We start from the raw sequence: 15,831 nt of genomic DNA, 5'->3' as shown, positions 1-15,831 counted from the left end.
GCGGCCCGCCGACTACGCGTCCGGGTTGTACTTCGTGTAACAGGTGTGCGCCGACCCCGCCTCAGCGGTGGCGTACGACCATTGACCGGCCTCGGCGATGCCCCGCTGGGTGTCGCCGCCGATGATCGCCGTAGAACTGTGCCGCTGCGTCGGGTGGTAGTAGTTCGAGATGCACTTCGTCGACCACCACTCCGACCCCGACGCGGTCCCCTGGCACCACGTGCCGCCGCCGATGTCCTGGCACGTCACGCTCTCCTGAACGAACCCCGGAGCCGCCTGAGCGGTCGTCGCGGTTCCGGTGACGAGCATGGTCGCGGCCGCGAGGACCACCAGGACGCTTCGTATTGTGCGCTGCATTGCGCGATCTCCTTGCGATCGGGTGTCTGACTGCTGACGTTCGCCGTTGCGGCGCAAGCCGATCGAAATTATCACCGAGAGCATCAAGGAATTCACGTTCAGTGAAATCCGAAGTCCATCGTCGGAATCCCGACACTTCCACCCCCGAAGCGCGAAGGCCCGGACCTCGGAGAGGGAGGCTCTCCTTGACCCGGGCCTTCGCCCACCTGCCCCGCCTCGGCGGCGCCTGCGAGCCAAAAAAGCGCGCAGCGGACAGGATTTCCGTGTCGAGCAGTGGTCTTGCGTCTTAACCCTTCACTGCCCCGCCGGTCAGACCGGACACGATATAGCGCTGCAGACTCATGAACACCGCAACGGTGAGCACCGACGTCAGCAGCGTCCCCGCCGCGAAGATCCCGAAATAGCTCGCCGGCGAATTGTCAGCCGTCAGCGTCTTCAACCCCACGGCCAACGTCATCTCCGGCCGGTCCGTGAGGAACAGCGACGCCAGGATGAAATCGTTCATCGTCCCCACGAACGCCAGGATCCCCGAGATCGCGATGATCGGCGCCGCCAGCGGCAGGATCATCCCGAAGAAGATCTGCGCATGCGTCGCCCCGTCGATCGTCGCCGCCTCGTCGAGCTCCTTCGGAATCGTGTCGAAGAACCCCTTCATCAACCACGTCGAAACCCCGAGCGCCCCACCCATGTACACGAGCATCAACCCGAGCTTCGTGTTCAGGCCCGCCACCGGATAGAACTCGCCGATCGACCCGAAGATCAGATACAGCGCCACCACCGCCAGGAACGCCGGGAACATCTGGATCAGCAGCAGGAACAGCAGCATCGGCCGCCGCCCCCTGAACCGGAACCGGCTGAACGCGTACGCCGCGAGCGAGGAGATGAAGATCGAGATGAACGCCGCCGGAACCGCGATCACGATCGAATTCAAGAACCACCGTCCGAACGGGACGTTCGGATCGGTGAACAGCTTCTTGAAATTCCCGAACCCGAACGACGTCGGCAGCAGACTCGTCGACGACAGCGTCCCGTTCGGATTGAACGCCGCCGAGACCACGTACACGATCGGCACCAGCCCGAACACCAGCACCAGGACCGCGACCAGATGCCGCCAGCCGAACTCGCCGACCCACTTCGCGAACGGGCGCTTCCCGTTGCGCCGCACCGGAACCGCGGGCTTCGCGACGGGCTTTTCGCGCACTTGGGACACCGTCATGAGTACACGTCCTCCTGGTTGCGGGTGAAGCGGAACATGACCGCCGACATCGTGGCGACGATGAGGAAGATGAACACGCTGATCGCGCTGGCGAAGCCGTAGTCGGCGGTGGTGGCGCCGAAGGCCTGGCGGAACGCGTACGTGATGAGGAGGTCGGTGCCGCCGACGGCGTCGCCGGCTCGGAAGGGGCTGCCGCCGGAGAGCAGTTCGATCGCGTTGAAGTTGTTGAAGTTGAACGCGAACGAGGAGATCAGCAGCGGTGTCAGGGCGATGAGGAGCAGCGGCAGGGTGATCTTGCGGAAGGCGGTCACCCCGGTGGCGCCGTCGATCTTCGCGGCTTCGAGCGAGTCCGAGGGCAGGGCTTGGAGCGCGCCGAGGCAGATGAGGAACATGTAGGGCCAGCCGAGCCAGGTGTTGGCGATGAGGACCATCGCCCTGGCCGACCAGGTGCCGCCGTACCAGTTGACGTCGAGGTTGAACAGGTCGTTGACGAGCCCGAAGTCGCGGTTGAACATCTGCGCCCACACGAGCAGCATCGCGAAGGACGGCATGGCGTACGGGAGGATCATCAGCGTCCGGTAGACCTTCGTGCCCCGCATGGACGGCTTGTTGAGGGCCATGGCGGTGCCGAGTCCGATGGCGAAGGTGAGGAGGACGGATCCGGCGGCGAAGAGGATGTTCCAGGTGAAGATGCCGAGGAACGGGCCGCGGATGTCGGGGTCGGTCAGGACCGCGGTGTAGTTGTCGGCGCCGATGTTGACGCGCCAGCCGACGAGGGCGGGTTCGCCGTCTTCGGTGAGGAAGCTGCCCGCCTCGTTGTCGGCGTACCAGACGGTGCCGGTCTCAGCGTCGGTGATGCAGTCGCAGGCGTCGTCGTAGGAGCGGGTGGAGGTGCCTTCGAACGCGGAGAGGCCCTGCACTTTGATGCCGGACTCCTCGCCTGTGGGGACGGCGAGGGCGGCGAGTTCGGCTTGGCGCTCGTTGAGTTCGGCGAGGTCCCATACGTCGTAGCCGGGGGCGGCGGTGATGCGGCCGGTGCCGTCGACGGTGGCATCGGGGAGCTCGGTGAGGCCCGCTTCCGTTCCGGCCCAGGTGGAGCCGTCGGCGGCGTCGGTCAGGAGCAGGGTGAGTTCGCCGGAGGCGGATTCGCCGACGGAGAGGCGGTAGGTGGCGCCGCCGGGGGTCTGCTGGACGCCCGCGGCGATGATGGCCTCGACCGCCTGGTCCTTGTCGACGCGGTGCCCGTCCCCGTAGTTGGAGAACGAGGTCCCGATCGTGAGGATGACGGGGAGGATCTGGAAGGCGATGAGCAGCAGCGTGCCGGGGATCAGGTATTTGAGCTGGATCGCCCGGCGCTGCAGGTAGACGTAGAAGACGACGGCCACGATGGCCGCCTCCAGCGCGAGGCCCCACCAGGCCTCGGCCGCGATGAGCGGCAACGCCGCCCAGACGGCCAGCGCGGCGACCACCGCGAGTACCGCGATCTTGATGATCAGGCCCGCGGCGGTGGCGGAGCCGGCCGTCCGGGAACGTTGTTCGAGCACCGTGTGTTCGTTCCTTCGCTCGTCTGCGGGTTACCGGGCTAGGCGCCGACGGCGTCGCGGATGGTCTGCGCGGCGGTGGCGGCGGCTTCGGCCCCGGTGGAGGCGCCGTCGATCGCGTCGGCTTCGGCGCGGCCGAAGGGCTCCCAGACGGCGTCCATCGCGGGGATGTTCGGCATCGGGACGGCGTTCTCGCCGGCGGCGGCGAAGCCTTGGGCGTCGACGTTCCCGGCGGTGTAGGCCTCGGCGGCGGCGGTGAGCGCGGGGACGCGGCCGCCGGCTTCGGCGAGCTTGAGCTGGAGGTCCTCGGTGAGCACGTAGTTGGAGACGAACTCCTGCGCGAACACGGCGTTCTTGGCCTTGGCGGAGACGTAGAAGCCCTGGACGCCGAGGAACGGCGCGGCCGGGCCCTGGCCCTCGAAGCCGGGGATGGCGGTGACCTCGTAGTTGAGGCCGGCGCCCTGGACGTCGGTGAGGGCCCACGGGCCGGAGATGAGGAACGCGGTCTTGCCGTCGACGAAGAACGGCGTGCAGTTGGTGGCGTCGTAGGTGGTCTTGAGGACGCCCGCTGAGCCGAGCTCGGCGAACTTCTCGAACGCGGCGACGCCGCCGGGGGAGTCGACGCCGACGTCGGTCGGGTCGAGGGTGCCGGTGCCGTCGTCCTTGAAGAGGTAGCCGCCCATGGAGGAGAACAGCGGGTAGGCGTTGTAGGCGTTGCCGTTGACGCTGACCTCCATCATGAGGACCTCGTCGGTGCCGGCGGCCTGGCCTGCGGCGACGAGCTCTTCGAAGGTGGCGGGGGCCTCGGGGGCGAGATCGGTGTTGCGGATGAGGCCCAGGTTCTCGAGCGCGTAGGGGACGCCGTAGACGTTGCCGTCGACCGTGAAGGCCTTGACGGCGGCTTCGTTGAGGGCGGCCTGCTGGTCGGCGGTGAGGGTGATGGGGGCGACGGCGCCGGCGCCGGCGTACTGCCCGGCCCAGTCGTGCGCGCCCACGACGATGTCGGGGCCCTGGCCCTGCTCGGTCGCGGTGAGGTAGTCCTCGCGGAGGGTCTCGACGTGCTCTTCGACGGTGACCTTGACGCCGACCTCCTGCTCGAAGTTCTTCACGAACTCCTTGAGGACGGGGGTGCGGGTCTCGTCGGCCCAGATGACCAGTTCGCCGGAGAACTCGGCGGCGTCGCCGCCGGTCGAGTCGCCGTCGTCCGAACCGCAGGCGGCGACCGCGCCGAGAGCGGCGGCCGAGACGGCGGTGATACCCAGGGTCCTTCTACGCATGTCTGTTCTCTCTTCGTTGAGGGGCCCCGGGGCGGGGGCCGGTGACCGGGGGCTCGCGCCCCGAACTTCCTCGAAGGTTAGCAAGATGTTTCAGAAACAGGAAACCCTTGCAACCAAACTGTTGCCAAATTTCAGATAGGCTACGCTGTCATCATGCGGCTTCGACTCTCTGACATCGCCCGGCAGGCCGGGGTCAGTGAGGCAACGGTGTCCCGGGTCCTCAACGACAAACCCGGCGTCGGTCAGCAGACCCGACAGTCCGTCCTCACTGCCCTCGACGTGCTCGGATACGAACGCCCCCCGGCATTGCGCAAGCACGCGATCGGCCTCATCGGCCTCGTCGTGCCCGAACTGGAGAACCCGATCTTCCCGCTCTACGCGCAGACGATCTCCAATGTGCTCGCCGGGTCCGGCTACACCCCCGTCCTCTGCACCCAGACGCCGGGCGGCGTCTCCGAGGACGAATTCGTGGAGATGCTCCGCGAAAGGGCCGTGGCCGGCATCATCTTCGTCTCCGGCCTCCACGCCGACACGACCGCCAGCACCGAGCGCTACCAGGAGCTCAAGGACAAGCGCCTGCCCGTCGCCTTCGTGACCGGCCACCCCGAAGGCGTCGAAGCCGCGTCCTTCTCCTGCGACGACAACGTCGCCGCCCGCATCGCCGTCGAACACCTCGCCGGACTCGGCCACACCAGGATCGGCCTCGTCTCCGGCCCCGACCGGTACTGGCCCGTCCGCCGCAAGATCTCCGGCTACCGCGCCGCCATGCAGCACGTCGGCCCCGAACTCATCGAACTCACCCTCTTCGGCGAGCAGGGCGGCCACGCCGCCGCCTCACGCCTCATCGACCGCGGCGCCACAGCCGTCGTCTGCGGCTCCGACATGATGGCCCTCGGCGCCATCCGCGCCGCCGAAGAACGCGGCCTCAACGTCCCCGCCGACTTCTCCGTCGTCGGCTACGACGACTCCCCCCTCATCGCCCACACCAACCCCCCGCTCACGACCGTGCGGCAACCGGTGCGCGACATCGCCACCGCCGCCGCACGGGCCCTGCTCGACGAGATCGCCGGGCAACCCACGCCGAACTCGGAATACCTCTTCCGACCCGAACTCGTCGTACGCGGTTCCACCGGTGCGGCACCCCAAGACTGAAAGGCATTGCACCGATGAGTGAACTCTGGTGGCGCGACGCGGTCATCTACCAGGTGTATCCGCGCTCCTTCGCCGACGCGAACGGCGACGGCATGGGCGACCTCGAGGGCATCCGCTCCCGCATCCCCTACCTCGCCCGGCTCGGCGTCGACGCCATCTGGCTCTCGCCGTTCTTCGCCTCCCCCCAGAACGACGCCGGCTACGACGTCTCGGACTACCGGGCCATCGAACCCCGCTTCGGCGACCTCGACGATTTCGATCGCATGCTCGAAACCGCCCACGCCCACGGCATCCGCCTCATCGCCGACCTCGTCCCCAACCACACCTCCTCCGAACACGCCTGGTTCAAGGCCGCGCTCGCCGCGGGCCCGGGTTCGCCCGAACGCGCCCGCTACTGGTTCCGCGACGTCGACCCCGCGCACCCCGACACGCCGCCGAACAACTGGCAGTCGATCTTCGGCGGCCCGGCGTGGACGAAGACCGACGACGGCAAGCAGTGGTACCTGCACCTCTTCGACTCGACCCAGCCGGACCTGAACTGGGAGAACCCCGAGGTCCACGAGGAATTCCAGTCGATCCTGCGGTTCTGGCTCGACCGCGGCGTCGACGGCTTCCGCATCGACGTCGCGCACGGCATGGTCAAGGCCGAAGGCCTGCCCGACACCGGCGGCGACGGCACGATCGAGATGATCGGCACGACCCTCGCCCCGTTCTTCGACCAGGACGGCGTCCACGACATCTACCGCACCTGGCGCCCCATCATCGAGGAGTACGAAGGCGACCGGATCTTCGTCGCCGAAGCGTGGACCGACTCCGCCGAACGCCGCGCCCTCTACCTGCGCCCCGACGAACTCCACCAGGCGTTCAACTTCGACCTCGTGCTCGCGCCGTTCAAAGCCGCCGACTTCCGCAAGGCCATCGACGCGGAGATCGCGAACAACGCCGGCGTCGGCGCGCCCTGCACCTGGGTGCTCTCCAACCACGACGTGCAGCGCCACGTCACCCGCTACGGCGGCGGCGAAGCGGGCCTCGCCCGCGCCAAGGCCGCAACGCAGCTGCTGCTCTCGCTCCCCGGCGTCGTCTACGTCTACCAGGGCGAAGAGCTCGGCCTGAACGAAGTCCTCGACCTCCCCGCCGAAGTCCGCGAGGACCCCACGTTCTTCCGCACCAACGGCGAGCAGATCGGCCGCGACGGCTGCCGCGTCCCGCTCCCGTGGACCCGCGACGGCGAATCGCTCGGCTTCGGCACGGGCGCCTCCTGGCTCCCGCAGCCCGCCGAATGGTCCGAACTCTCGGTCGAGGCCGAGGACGGCACCGACGGCTCCACGCTGGAGTTCTACCGCGCCGCGATCACCCTCCGCAAGACCTTGCGCGCCGAGGTCACCGGCCTCACCTGGCTCGCCGACCCCGGCGACGACGCGTTCGCGTTCGACAACGGCGCGCTCGTCTGCGTCGTCAACTTCAGCGACGAACCGGTCCCGGTCGCCGCCTACGGCACCGAGGTCCTCCTCGCCAGCACCCCGCTGGAGAACGGCGCCCTTCCCGCAGGGTCCACGGTCTGGTTCGCCAAGTAGCGGGTACGCAAAGCATCGGGCCCCGCGGCTTTCGCTATGGGGCCTGATGCTTTGCAGGCCTCCTTCGCAATGCACGGGGACAGGTACGAGCATGCCAAGGTAACGAGCGCTCGGGGAAGCCGAAACTGCCTAACCCGGAAGCGTGACCGGCCCCCAGGGACGCCGAAAGGGCCCGGCCGAAATCGGCCGGGCCCTTCTTTCGCCTTGCGGCGGTTGCTTACTTGATCTTGTTGCCGGCCGAGCGGAGCTGCTGGCAGGCCTCGACGATGCGGGCGGCCATGCCGGCCTCGGCGAGCTTGCCGTAGGCGCGCGGGTCGTAGGCCTTCTTGTTGCCGACCTCGCCCTCGACCTTGAGCACGCCGTCGTAGTTCTTGAAGATGTGGTCGACGACGGGACGCGTGAACGCGTACTGGGCGTCGGTGTCGATGTTCATCTTGATGACGCCGTGGTCGACCGCGTCGCTGATCTCCTGCGCGGTCGAGCCGGAGCCGCCGTGGAAGACCAGGTCGAAGGGCTTGTCCTTGCCGACCTTCGCGCCGACCGCGTCCTGGATCTCCTTGAGGATCTCCGGACGGAGGTGGACGTTGCCCGGCTTGTAGACGCCGTGCACGTTGCCGAAGGTCAGGGCCGTCATGTAGCGGCCCTTCTCGCCGGCGCCGAGCGCTTCGACGGTGGCGAGGCCGTCTTCGACGGTGGTGTAGAGCTTCTCGTTGATCTCGGCTTCGACGCCGTCCTCTTCGCCGCCGACGACGCCGATCTCGATCTCGAGGATGATGTTGGCCTTGGCGGTGCGGGCGAGGAGCTCCTGGGCGATCTCCAGGTTCTCCTTCATCGGCACGGCCGAGCCGTCCCACATGTGGGACTGGAAGAGCGGCAGCTCGCCGCGGGCCACGCGCTCCTCGCTGATGGCGAGGAGGGGGCGGACGAAGCCGTCGAGGTGGTTCTTCGGGCAGTGGTCGGTGTGGAGCGCGACCTTGACCGGGTAGTTCTTGGCGATCTCGTGGGCGGCGGCCGCGAGGGCGACCGCGCCGGTCACCTTGTCCTTGATGGTCGGCCCGGACAGGTACTCGGCGCCGCCGGTGGACACCTGGACGATGCCGTCGGACTCTGCCTCGGCGAACGCGGCCAGCGTGGCGTTGAGCGTCTGAGTCGAGGTCACGTTGATGGCCGGGTAAGCGAAGGAGCCAGCCTTCGCCCGGTCGAGCATCTCGTTGTATTCCTCGGGTGTTGCGATAGGCATGCTGCCAGCTCCTTAGACAAGTCGTTGATTGCTCCCCGACCGGGGCGGGACTCAGACGCCGCTGTCTGATGGCCTCGAACTATTGCGTCGAGATGAAGTATTGCCCACAGCCGTGTGAAGGCATAACTCAGGCTACCTGGTGGTTCACTGGCCGGGCGGGCTTGGGCGCGTCTACGGTGGGTTATATGAACTATCACCAGGAATGGGCGGACGAGACCGACGAGTTGTCCGAGTTCGACCTGGCTGACTCGGCCGAGCCTCCGGCCGAGGACGACCCGGAGGCTGCCGTCGAGGAGCCGAACGGGACCGTCCCCGACGAGGTCGACCCGGCCGACGCGGCCGAGCAGCGCCAGGAGGTCCCCGAGGACGAGGACGAGCGCCCCGAATAGCGCGAAAGGCCCGGTCCCGAGAGGGACCGGGCCTTTCGCATACACCGCTTCAGGCCGCGGCGCCCAGCTGCCAATCAGGCGATCCGGGCTGCGCCCAGCTACTCTGCTCAGGCAATCTGGGCTGCGCCCAGCTTGTCAAGCACCCACGCCAGGTTGAAGGCCTCTTCCTCCCAGGCGTCGTAGCGCCCGGAGCGGCCGCCGTGCCCGGCCTCCATCTCGGTCTTCAGGAGCACGTCGGAGTCCGGGCTCTCGTGCCGCAGCTTCGCGATCCACTTGGCGGGCTCGTGGAAGCCCACCCGCGTGTCGTTGAGGCTGGTCACGGCCAGGATCGACGGGTACCGCACGTCGCTCACGTTCTCGTACGGCGAGTACGACTTCATGTACTCGTACACCTCGGCCGACTCGAGCGGGTTGCCCCACTCCTCCCATTCGATGACGGTGAGCGGCATGGTCGGGTCGAGGATCGTGTTGAGCGCGTCCACGAACGGCACGTCGGCGAGGATGCCGGCGAACCGCGCGGGCGCCAGGTTCGCGACCGCGCCCATGAGCAGGCCACCGGCGGAGCCGCCGCGGGCGACGATCCGGTCCGGGGCGGCCCAGCCGACACTGACGAGTCGCTCGGCGCAGTCGACGAAGTCGGTGAACGTGTTCCGCTTGTGGAGCAGCTTGCCCTGCTCGTACCACTGGCGGCCCATCTCGCCGCCGCCCCGGATGTGCGCGATCGCGAAGACCACGCCCCGGTCGAGGAGGCTCAGCCGCGCGATCGAGAAGTACGGGTCGATCGAGTGCTCGTAGGAGCCGTAGCCGTAGAGCAGGCACGGCGCGGTCCCGTCCGCGGTGACGCCCCGCTTGGCGACGATCGAGATCGGCACCTTGGTGCCGTCGGCGGCGGTCGCCCACTCGCGGTACTGCACGTAGTCGGCGGGGTCGAAGTCGCCGAGGACCGGCGTCCGCTTGCGCAGGTGCAGTTCGGCGGTGTCGATGTCGTAGTCGTACACCGAGGACGGCGTGACGAGCGACGTGTATCCGAGGCGGATCTGCCGCGAGTCGTAGTCGGGGTTCTCCCCGAGCCCGACGGCGTAGATCGGCTCGTCGAACTCGATTTCGGTCAACCGACCGAAATCCTGTCCTTCGTTGCTGCCGAGGATCGCCACCTGCGAGAGCCCGGCCCGGCGCATCGAGACCACGACATGGTCGGCGAACGCGTCCGCCGACTCGAGCCGCACGGTCTCGTCGTGGGGGAGGACCTCGTGGAACTGGGTCGTGTCCTCGACCGGCGTCCAGCCGAGCGTGAAGTTCTCGGCATCCTTGTTGTGCAGCACCCAGAACCGGTCGCCCTGGTGGTCGACGGAGAGCTCGACGCCCTGCACCCGGCCGTTCCCGAAGACCCGGAACTCGCCGGTCGGGTCCGCCGCGTCCAGGTACCGGACCTCGGTCGTGATCTTCGATCCGGAGACGATGAAGAGGTACCGCTCCGAGCGGGTGAGGTCGATGCCGGTCCAGAACCGCTCGTCGTCCTCCTGGTGCACGAGCACGTCCTTGTCCTCGTGCTCGCCGAGGACGTGCCGCCACACCTGGTAAGGCCGCCACGCGTCGTCCACTTTGGTGTAGAAGAACACGGAGCCGTCGAGCGACCACGAGCCGCCGTAGAAGACGTTCGGGATGTCGTCCGGGAAGTCCTCCCCGGTGCGCAGGTCCTTGAACCGCAGCGTGAACCGCTCATCGCCCGAGTAGTTCACGGCGTAGGCGAGCAGGTTCCCGTCCGGCGATACGTCGCACGTCCCGAGCGAGAAGAAGTCGTGGCCCTCGGCGAGCTCGTTCCCGTCGACGAGGATCTCCTCGCCCTCGATCGCCGTGCCCGCCTCGATCTCGGGCGGGGTGTCGCCGTCCGCCTTGAGCCGGCACTGGATGCCGTACTGCTTGCCCTCCTCGGTGCGGCCGTAGTACCACCAGCCGCGCTTGCGGACCGGGACCGACAGGTCGGTCTCCTGCGTACGGGACTTGATCTCACCGAAGATGCTCTTGCGCAGCGCCGCGAGGTGGGCGGTGCGCGATTCGGTGTAGACGTTCTCCGCCTTCAGGTACTCGACCGTGGCGGGATCCTCGGGATCCTTGAGCCAGGCGTACGGGTCGTTCACGGTGTCGCCGTGGTGAGTGCGCGGGTGGTCGCGGCGGGGGGCCGCTGGTTTCGCTGCTTGCGTTTCCGACATGCCTCAACTGTAAGGGCCGCGGGCGGGACGCGCCGGTCACAGCACGGCCGCCTCGCTCCGCACATAAGTTACCCATGAGTAACATCCTTGAGGTCATCAACCCGTGCAATCGCCCGGAACCGGGCGTATCGGCCTGTGAGGATAGTGTCCATGAGCGACAGGAGCGACGAGGCGGGGCCAACGCCCGAAACGCCCGGCACCGCAAGCGACTCCGCCGGCGGGCAACCCGCCGCCGCAACCGAATCCGAGCCCGCCGACCGGGACGCCGACGTCGCTTCAGCGCGCGAAAGACTCCTCCGAGCCCACACCGGCCCGCTGCACCGCACCGCGATCGTCGACCGCCCCAACGCCGCGCCCTTCCTCGCCGCCCGAGCGCTCTCGGCGGCAGGCCGCCAGGGCCCGGTCTTCACCGACATCACCGTCACCGCCGGCCTCGGCCAGCTCGTCGCCCTCTGCGGCGACGGCGGCGAAGGCCGCTCCTCGCTCCTGCTCGCCCTCACCGGCCGGTTCCCGTTCCGAAGCGGCGCACTCGAAGTCGACGGCCAGACCAGACCCGGGCTGATCCGGCGCCGCTTCACCGTCGCCCAGGCCGGACCTGCCATCCGCTTCGACCCCTACGCGACCGTGCGCACCTGCATCAAGGAGACCCTCACCGTCTCCAAGGGCGCCGCCACCCGCGCCAACATCAACGCCTGGCTCGACCGCCTCGCCGTCGGCGTCGACACCGGCGACACCTTCGGCTTCCTCCCCCGCATCGACCAGATCCGCTTCGCGATCGCCTGCGCCGCCGCCGCCCGCACCCCCGCGATCGCCGTCGACGACGCCGACTCCGGCCTCGACAGGTGCGGCTCCGAACGCGTCTTCGACGCCCTCCGGACCGTCGCCGACGCCGGCCAGCTCGTCCTCGCCGTCTGCACCCGCTCCGACCCGCCCGCCGACATCGTCGTCGACCTCCGCGCCCAACCCGCACCCACCGCAAGCGCCCGCCACGGGCGCGACCGAAACGGAGGCCACCGATGATGCGAGCACTGTTGAGCCCCTTCAAACTCGCCGCCGCCGAACTCGGCCGCTTCCGCGGCCACCCCATCCGCAGCGCCGCCCTCGTCGCCATCGTCCTCATCCCGCTCGTCTACGGCGGCCTCTACCTCTGGTTCGCCTGGGACCCCTACGGCAGGCTCGACCACCTGCCAGTCGCCGTCGTCAACGAGGACACCGGCGCGAGCGTCGAGGTCAACGGCGAGACCACCCCGATCAACGGCGGCGACCAACTCGTCGACCAGCTCAAGGAGGACCGCATCTTCGACTGGCGGTTCGTCTCCGCGGGCGAGGCGCGCCGCGGCCTCGGAGACGGCGACTACTACATGGTCATCACCGTCCCCGAGGACTTCTCCACCCGCCTCGCCAGCCTCTCCGGGACCGACCCCGAACAGGCCACCGTCGAATTCGACCTCAACGACGCCAACGGCTACGTCGCCGGCATCATGGCCTCCACCGTCGAATCCGAACTGCGCAACCAGATCAACACCGCCGTCTACGTCACCTTCGCCACCACCATCTTCGGCGACCTCACCGAGCTCAACCAGGGCCTCACCGAAGCCGCCGACGGCGCGGGCCGACTCTCCGACGGCATCGGCAGCGCCCAGACGGGCGCCGAGCAGCTCGAAAGCGGCCTCGGCGACCTCACCGCCGGCGCCCAGCAGGTCGCCGACGGCGCCGGCCAGGTCAGCGACGGCGTCGACCAGGCCGTCGACGTCGCCCAGCCCGTCGTCGAGACCCTCGCCGACAACTGGTCGCAGATCCAGACCGGCGCCTCCTCGGCCGCCGACCTCTCCGACCGCGCCAACAGCGACCTCAACACCGTCTACAGCACCCTGTGCGGCGCCGACACCGCCGACGCCGACGCCTGCGCGCAGCTCCAGGCCTACATCGACGACGCGAACGCCGCCAACGACGACATCCAGACCGCGAACGGCGCCGTCCAGGACACCTCCACGGACACCCTCGAGCAGGCCTCCAGCGACCTCACCGACCTCAAGACCGGCGCGGCCGACGTCGCCAGCGGCGCCTCCCAGGTCGCCGACGCCGCCTCCACCGCCGAGGACGGCGCGGGCGACCTCGCGAGCGGCCTCACCGAACTCCGGGACGGCGCCGACACGCTCGCGTCCTCCCTGTCCGCCGCGGCCGAAACGGTGCCGAGCACGAACCCGGCCGACGACGCGGACAACGCCGAGGCGTACGGCAGCCCGGTCACCGTCGACGAGGAGAACCTCAACGCCGCGGGCACCTACGGCCGCGGACTCGCGCCGTTCTTCATCGCCATCGCACTGTGGGTCTTCGGGCTCATGGGCTACCTCGTACTGCGTACGGTGAACAGCCGGGCGCTCGCCGGACCGCTGCGCTCCGTCCCGATCGCCATCGGCGGCTGGCTCCCCGGCGCGTTCCTCGGCATCCTGTCGGCGCTCGTCCTCTACCTGGCGATCGAGCTCGGCCTCGGCTTGGACCCGAAGGACGCCCTCGACACGGTCGGTCTGTCGATCCTCGTGATCCTGACCTTCACGGCCATGGCGCACCTGTTCAAGCTCGCGTTCGGCACCGCCGGGAGCCTGCTGCTGGTGGTGCTCCTGATGCTGCAGCTGACAAGCGCGGGCGGCCTGTACCCGGTGGAGACGACGCCGGGGTTCTTCCAGGCGCTGCATCCGCTGCTGCCGATGAGCTATGTGGTGGATGCGCTGCGCGTGACCATCAGCGGCGGCGAGACCTCGCACGTCGTCAAGGCGCTGCTGGTCCTGGCCGCCTATCTCGTCGGCTCACTGGCGCTCTCGTCACTGGTCGTGGCCTCGCGCCGCCGGTGGAGGCCCGACAGCCTCAACGTGCCGCTCCAGGTCTGAGCCGGAGCATCATCGGCCCGGTCGCCGTTCGGGCGACCGGGCCTCTGCGGTTCACCGCTCGATGAGCGCCGCGAGTCCGTCGAGCGTCCGCGCCAGGCCGAACTCGAAGGCGTGCTCGGCGTTGTACGCCGCGTCGTGCGCCTCGCCCGCGGCCTGGCCGACGCGCACGGCGGTCGGGAAGCGCTCGGTGTCGAGGACCTTCGCGAGCAGGGGCCCGTTGGCCTCCCACCACTCCTGGTCGTCCATGCCACTGGCGGCGCGCTCGGCCTCGGACTGGGCCGCGTCCTGGGCGGCGGTGCGCACGAAGGCGAGCAGGTACGTCAGTGCGTCGTCCATCTCGACATCGCCCAGGCCCAGGCCTTCCAGGGCCCGCAGCTCGTGCTCGTACTTGGCGCACTGGCCCGGCCCGAGCGGCGGGCGGCTCGGTGAGGCTGCTGCCGCCCACGGGTGCACGCGGTAGAGCGCGTAGTTGTCCCGCGCGACCGCGGCGAGCCGCTCCCTCCATGAGCCGTGAGGAGCGGTCCGCTCCATGCGCTCGAACAGCGTGTCGAGCATCAGGGCGACGAGCTCGTTCTTCCCCGGCACGTAGGTGTAGAGCGTCATGGGGGCCTTGCCGAGTTCCTGGGCGAGGCGGCGCACGGTGACCGCCTCCAGCCCTTCGGCATCTGCCAGTCCGATCGCGGCGGCGACGACCTCGTCGACCGTGAGTTTCTTGCGCGGCCCGCGGCCCGCCTCCGGGGCGGCCCTCCAGAGCAGCTCGAGCAGGTTCGGCTTCGGTGTTTCAGTGGCGGCAGTCACGGAGGAATTCTAGCCGGGAAACTTGTACGCTGTACATCGTACGTTGTACAATATACAACGTACGAAGAAAAGGAGCCCGCACATGCGCATCACCTCATCCGCCGTCTCGCTCAACGTCGCCGACCCGACCGCCTCGGCCGAATTCCTGAAGCGCCACTACGGCTTCGCGGAGGACATGGCCGCGGAAGGCTTCGTCTCGCTCTCGCGCCCCGACGCCGGCTTCAACGTCATCTTCCTGAAGACCGGTCTGCCGACCTTCAAGCCTGAAAGCGCCAAAGGCCATGCCGACGGCCTCCTCCTGGCCTTCGTCGTCGACGACATCGACGCCGAATACGCCCGCGTCCAGGCCGAGGGCGTCGCCATCACCACGCCGATCGAGACCGAGGAATGGGGCGAGCGGTACTTCCAGACCGCGGACCCGAACGGCGTCATCATCCAACTGGTCCAGTGGATGACCGACCCGGCCGCCTGAACCACGACCGCACCCGTCGCCGAGCCGCCCGGAACCGAAAAGGACACACGCATGCGCAGACTCGTCTACTACGTCGCCACCACGCTCGACGGTTTCATCGCCGGCTCTGACGGCGGGGACCCGAGCACCGACTACCTCCCGGTGACGCCCGACCTTGTCGCGTTCATCGTCGAGCACTTCCCCGAGACGCTGCCGGGCCCGGCCCGTGAGGCGATGGGCGTCAGCGGCCCGGGCCGGCACTTCGACACCGTCCTCGAAGGACGCGCCTCGTACGAGCTGGGGCTGGCCGCCGGCGTCACCGACGCCTACCCGCACCTGCGCCACCTGGTGTTCTCCACCAGCATGGCGACCAGCCCCGACCCTGCGGTCGAGCTGGTCGGCGCCGACGCCCTCGGCCGCGTCCGGGAGCTGAAGGCCGAGGACGGCAAGGATCTCTGGCTGGTCGGCGGCGGGAAGCTCGCCCATGCCCTGCTGCCCGAGATCGACCGGCTGATCGTCAAGCAGAACCGCTCGGTGATCGGCTCGGGCATCCCGATGTTCGACGGGCCGTTCCAGCCGACGTTGTTCACGCCGGTGGACGAGGTGCTGCTCGAATCCGGGGCGCGCGTGCTCACCTTCGACCGCGCCTGATCCGGGCGTGGGGGTGGGGGGGGGGGGGGGGGGGGGGGGGGGGCGCGGGGCGGGCCCCCCCGGGGGGGGGCGGCCGGGGGGGGGGGG

The 15,831-nt window shown here is 68.9% G+C and carries 14 protein-coding genes; 7 read left to right on the top strand and 7 right to left on the bottom strand.

The features are described from left to right. Positions 1-12: 12 nt before the first annotated feature. The 4 genes from O1R50_RS25120 to O1R50_RS25105 all read right to left on the bottom strand — a co-directional run bounded on the left by O1R50_RS25120 (position 13) and on the right by O1R50_RS25105 (position 4,391). On the bottom strand, positions 13-357 hold the full coding sequence (locus O1R50_RS25120; protein ID WP_270113002.1) for a lactococcin 972 family bacteriocin: 345 nt from the start codon (positions 355-357) through the stop codon (positions 13-15). A 286-nt stretch (positions 358-643) separates the two neighbouring features. Continuing rightward, entirely contained in the window at positions 644-1,558 is a 915-nt protein-coding gene (locus tag O1R50_RS25115; RefSeq protein WP_270113001.1) for a sugar ABC transporter permease, read from the bottom strand. Positions 1,559-1,569: 11 nt separating this feature from the next. Beyond that, positions 1,570-3,117 (bottom strand): ABC transporter permease subunit, encoded by a 1,548-nt coding sequence (locus O1R50_RS25110; RefSeq protein WP_270113000.1) that lies wholly within the window; start codon positions 3,115-3,117, stop codon positions 1,570-1,572. A 38-nt stretch (positions 3,118-3,155) separates the two neighbouring features. Continuing rightward, entirely contained in the window at positions 3,156-4,391 is a 1,236-nt protein-coding gene (locus O1R50_RS25105) for a sugar ABC transporter substrate-binding protein (RefSeq protein WP_270112999.1), read from the bottom strand. A gap of 153 nt (positions 4,392-4,544) precedes the next feature. Here O1R50_RS25105 and O1R50_RS25100 point away from each other — a divergent pair, with 153 nt between their 5' ends. Together O1R50_RS25100 and O1R50_RS25095 are read left to right on the top strand one after the other, a co-directional pair. Further along, positions 4,545-5,543, top strand: a complete 999-nt coding sequence (locus tag O1R50_RS25100; RefSeq protein WP_270112998.1) for a LacI family DNA-binding transcriptional regulator — start codon at positions 4,545-4,547, stop codon at positions 5,541-5,543. Positions 5,544-5,557: 14 nt separating this feature from the next. Continuing rightward, the gene (locus O1R50_RS25095; RefSeq protein ID WP_270112997.1) at positions 5,558-7,117 is read left to right on the top strand and encodes a glycoside hydrolase family 13 protein; all 1,560 of its coding nucleotides are present in this window, start codon (positions 5,558-5,560) and stop codon (positions 7,115-7,117) included. Between the two features lie 217 nt (positions 7,118-7,334). On the opposite strand, the gene fbaA is transcribed toward O1R50_RS25095, so the two are convergent. Then, positions 7,335-8,357, bottom strand: coding sequence for a class II fructose-bisphosphate aldolase (gene fbaA / locus O1R50_RS25090; protein ID WP_270112996.1), 1,023 nt, complete (start codon positions 8,355-8,357; stop codon positions 7,335-7,337). Positions 8,358-8,542: 185 nt separating this feature from the next. Between fbaA and O1R50_RS25085 the strand changes: the two genes are divergently transcribed. Continuing rightward, positions 8,543-8,746: a hypothetical protein gene (locus O1R50_RS25085; RefSeq protein ID WP_270112995.1), complete on the top strand. Its 204-nt coding sequence runs from the start codon at positions 8,543-8,545 to the stop codon at positions 8,744-8,746. A 107-nt stretch (positions 8,747-8,853) separates the two neighbouring features. Here the strand turns inward: O1R50_RS25085 and O1R50_RS25080 are convergent, their stop codons facing one another. Beyond that, positions 8,854-10,956, bottom strand: coding sequence for a S9 family peptidase (locus O1R50_RS25080; RefSeq protein WP_270112994.1), 2,103 nt, complete (start codon positions 10,954-10,956; stop codon positions 8,854-8,856). Positions 10,957-11,106: 150 nt separating this feature from the next. Between O1R50_RS25080 and O1R50_RS25075 the strand changes: the two genes are divergently transcribed. After that, positions 11,107-11,976 (top strand): P-loop NTPase family protein, encoded by an 870-nt coding sequence (locus O1R50_RS25075; RefSeq protein ID WP_270112993.1) that lies wholly within the window; start codon positions 11,107-11,109, stop codon positions 11,974-11,976. Then, positions 11,973-13,844: a YhgE/Pip domain-containing protein gene (locus O1R50_RS25070; protein WP_270112992.1), complete on the top strand. Its 1,872-nt coding sequence runs from the start codon at positions 11,973-11,975 to the stop codon at positions 13,842-13,844. Before O1R50_RS25075 ends, O1R50_RS25070 begins: the two co-directional genes overlap by 4 nt. A 51-nt stretch (positions 13,845-13,895) precedes the next feature. On the opposite strand, the gene O1R50_RS25065 is transcribed toward O1R50_RS25070, so the two are convergent. Next, complete coding sequence (locus tag O1R50_RS25065) at positions 13,896-14,642, bottom strand: TetR/AcrR family transcriptional regulator C-terminal domain-containing protein (protein WP_270112991.1); 747 nt, start codon at positions 14,640-14,642, stop codon at positions 13,896-13,898. A gap of 82 nt (positions 14,643-14,724) precedes the next feature. Here O1R50_RS25065 and O1R50_RS25060 point away from each other — a divergent pair, with 82 nt between their 5' ends. Both O1R50_RS25060 and O1R50_RS25055 read left to right on the top strand, forming a co-directional pair. Further along, positions 14,725-15,114 carry a VOC family protein gene (locus O1R50_RS25060; protein WP_270112989.1) on the top strand — a complete coding sequence of 130 codons (390 nt, stop codon included), beginning with the start codon at positions 14,725-14,727 and terminating at the stop codon, positions 15,112-15,114. A 51-nt stretch (positions 15,115-15,165) separates the two neighbouring features. Beyond that, the gene (locus O1R50_RS25055) at positions 15,166-15,744 is read left to right on the top strand and encodes a dihydrofolate reductase family protein (RefSeq protein ID WP_270112988.1); all 579 of its coding nucleotides are present in this window, start codon (positions 15,166-15,168) and stop codon (positions 15,742-15,744) included. Positions 15,745-15,831 lie beyond the last annotated feature (87 nt).

Origin of the sequence: Glycomyces luteolus, assembly GCF_027622875.1 — a bacterium.
Taxonomy (GTDB): domain Bacteria; phylum Actinomycetota; class Actinomycetes; order Mycobacteriales; family Micromonosporaceae; genus Glycomyces; species Glycomyces luteolus.
Note: the sequence above shows the minus strand (reverse complement) of the source record. Positions and strands in the feature narration are given on the sequence as shown.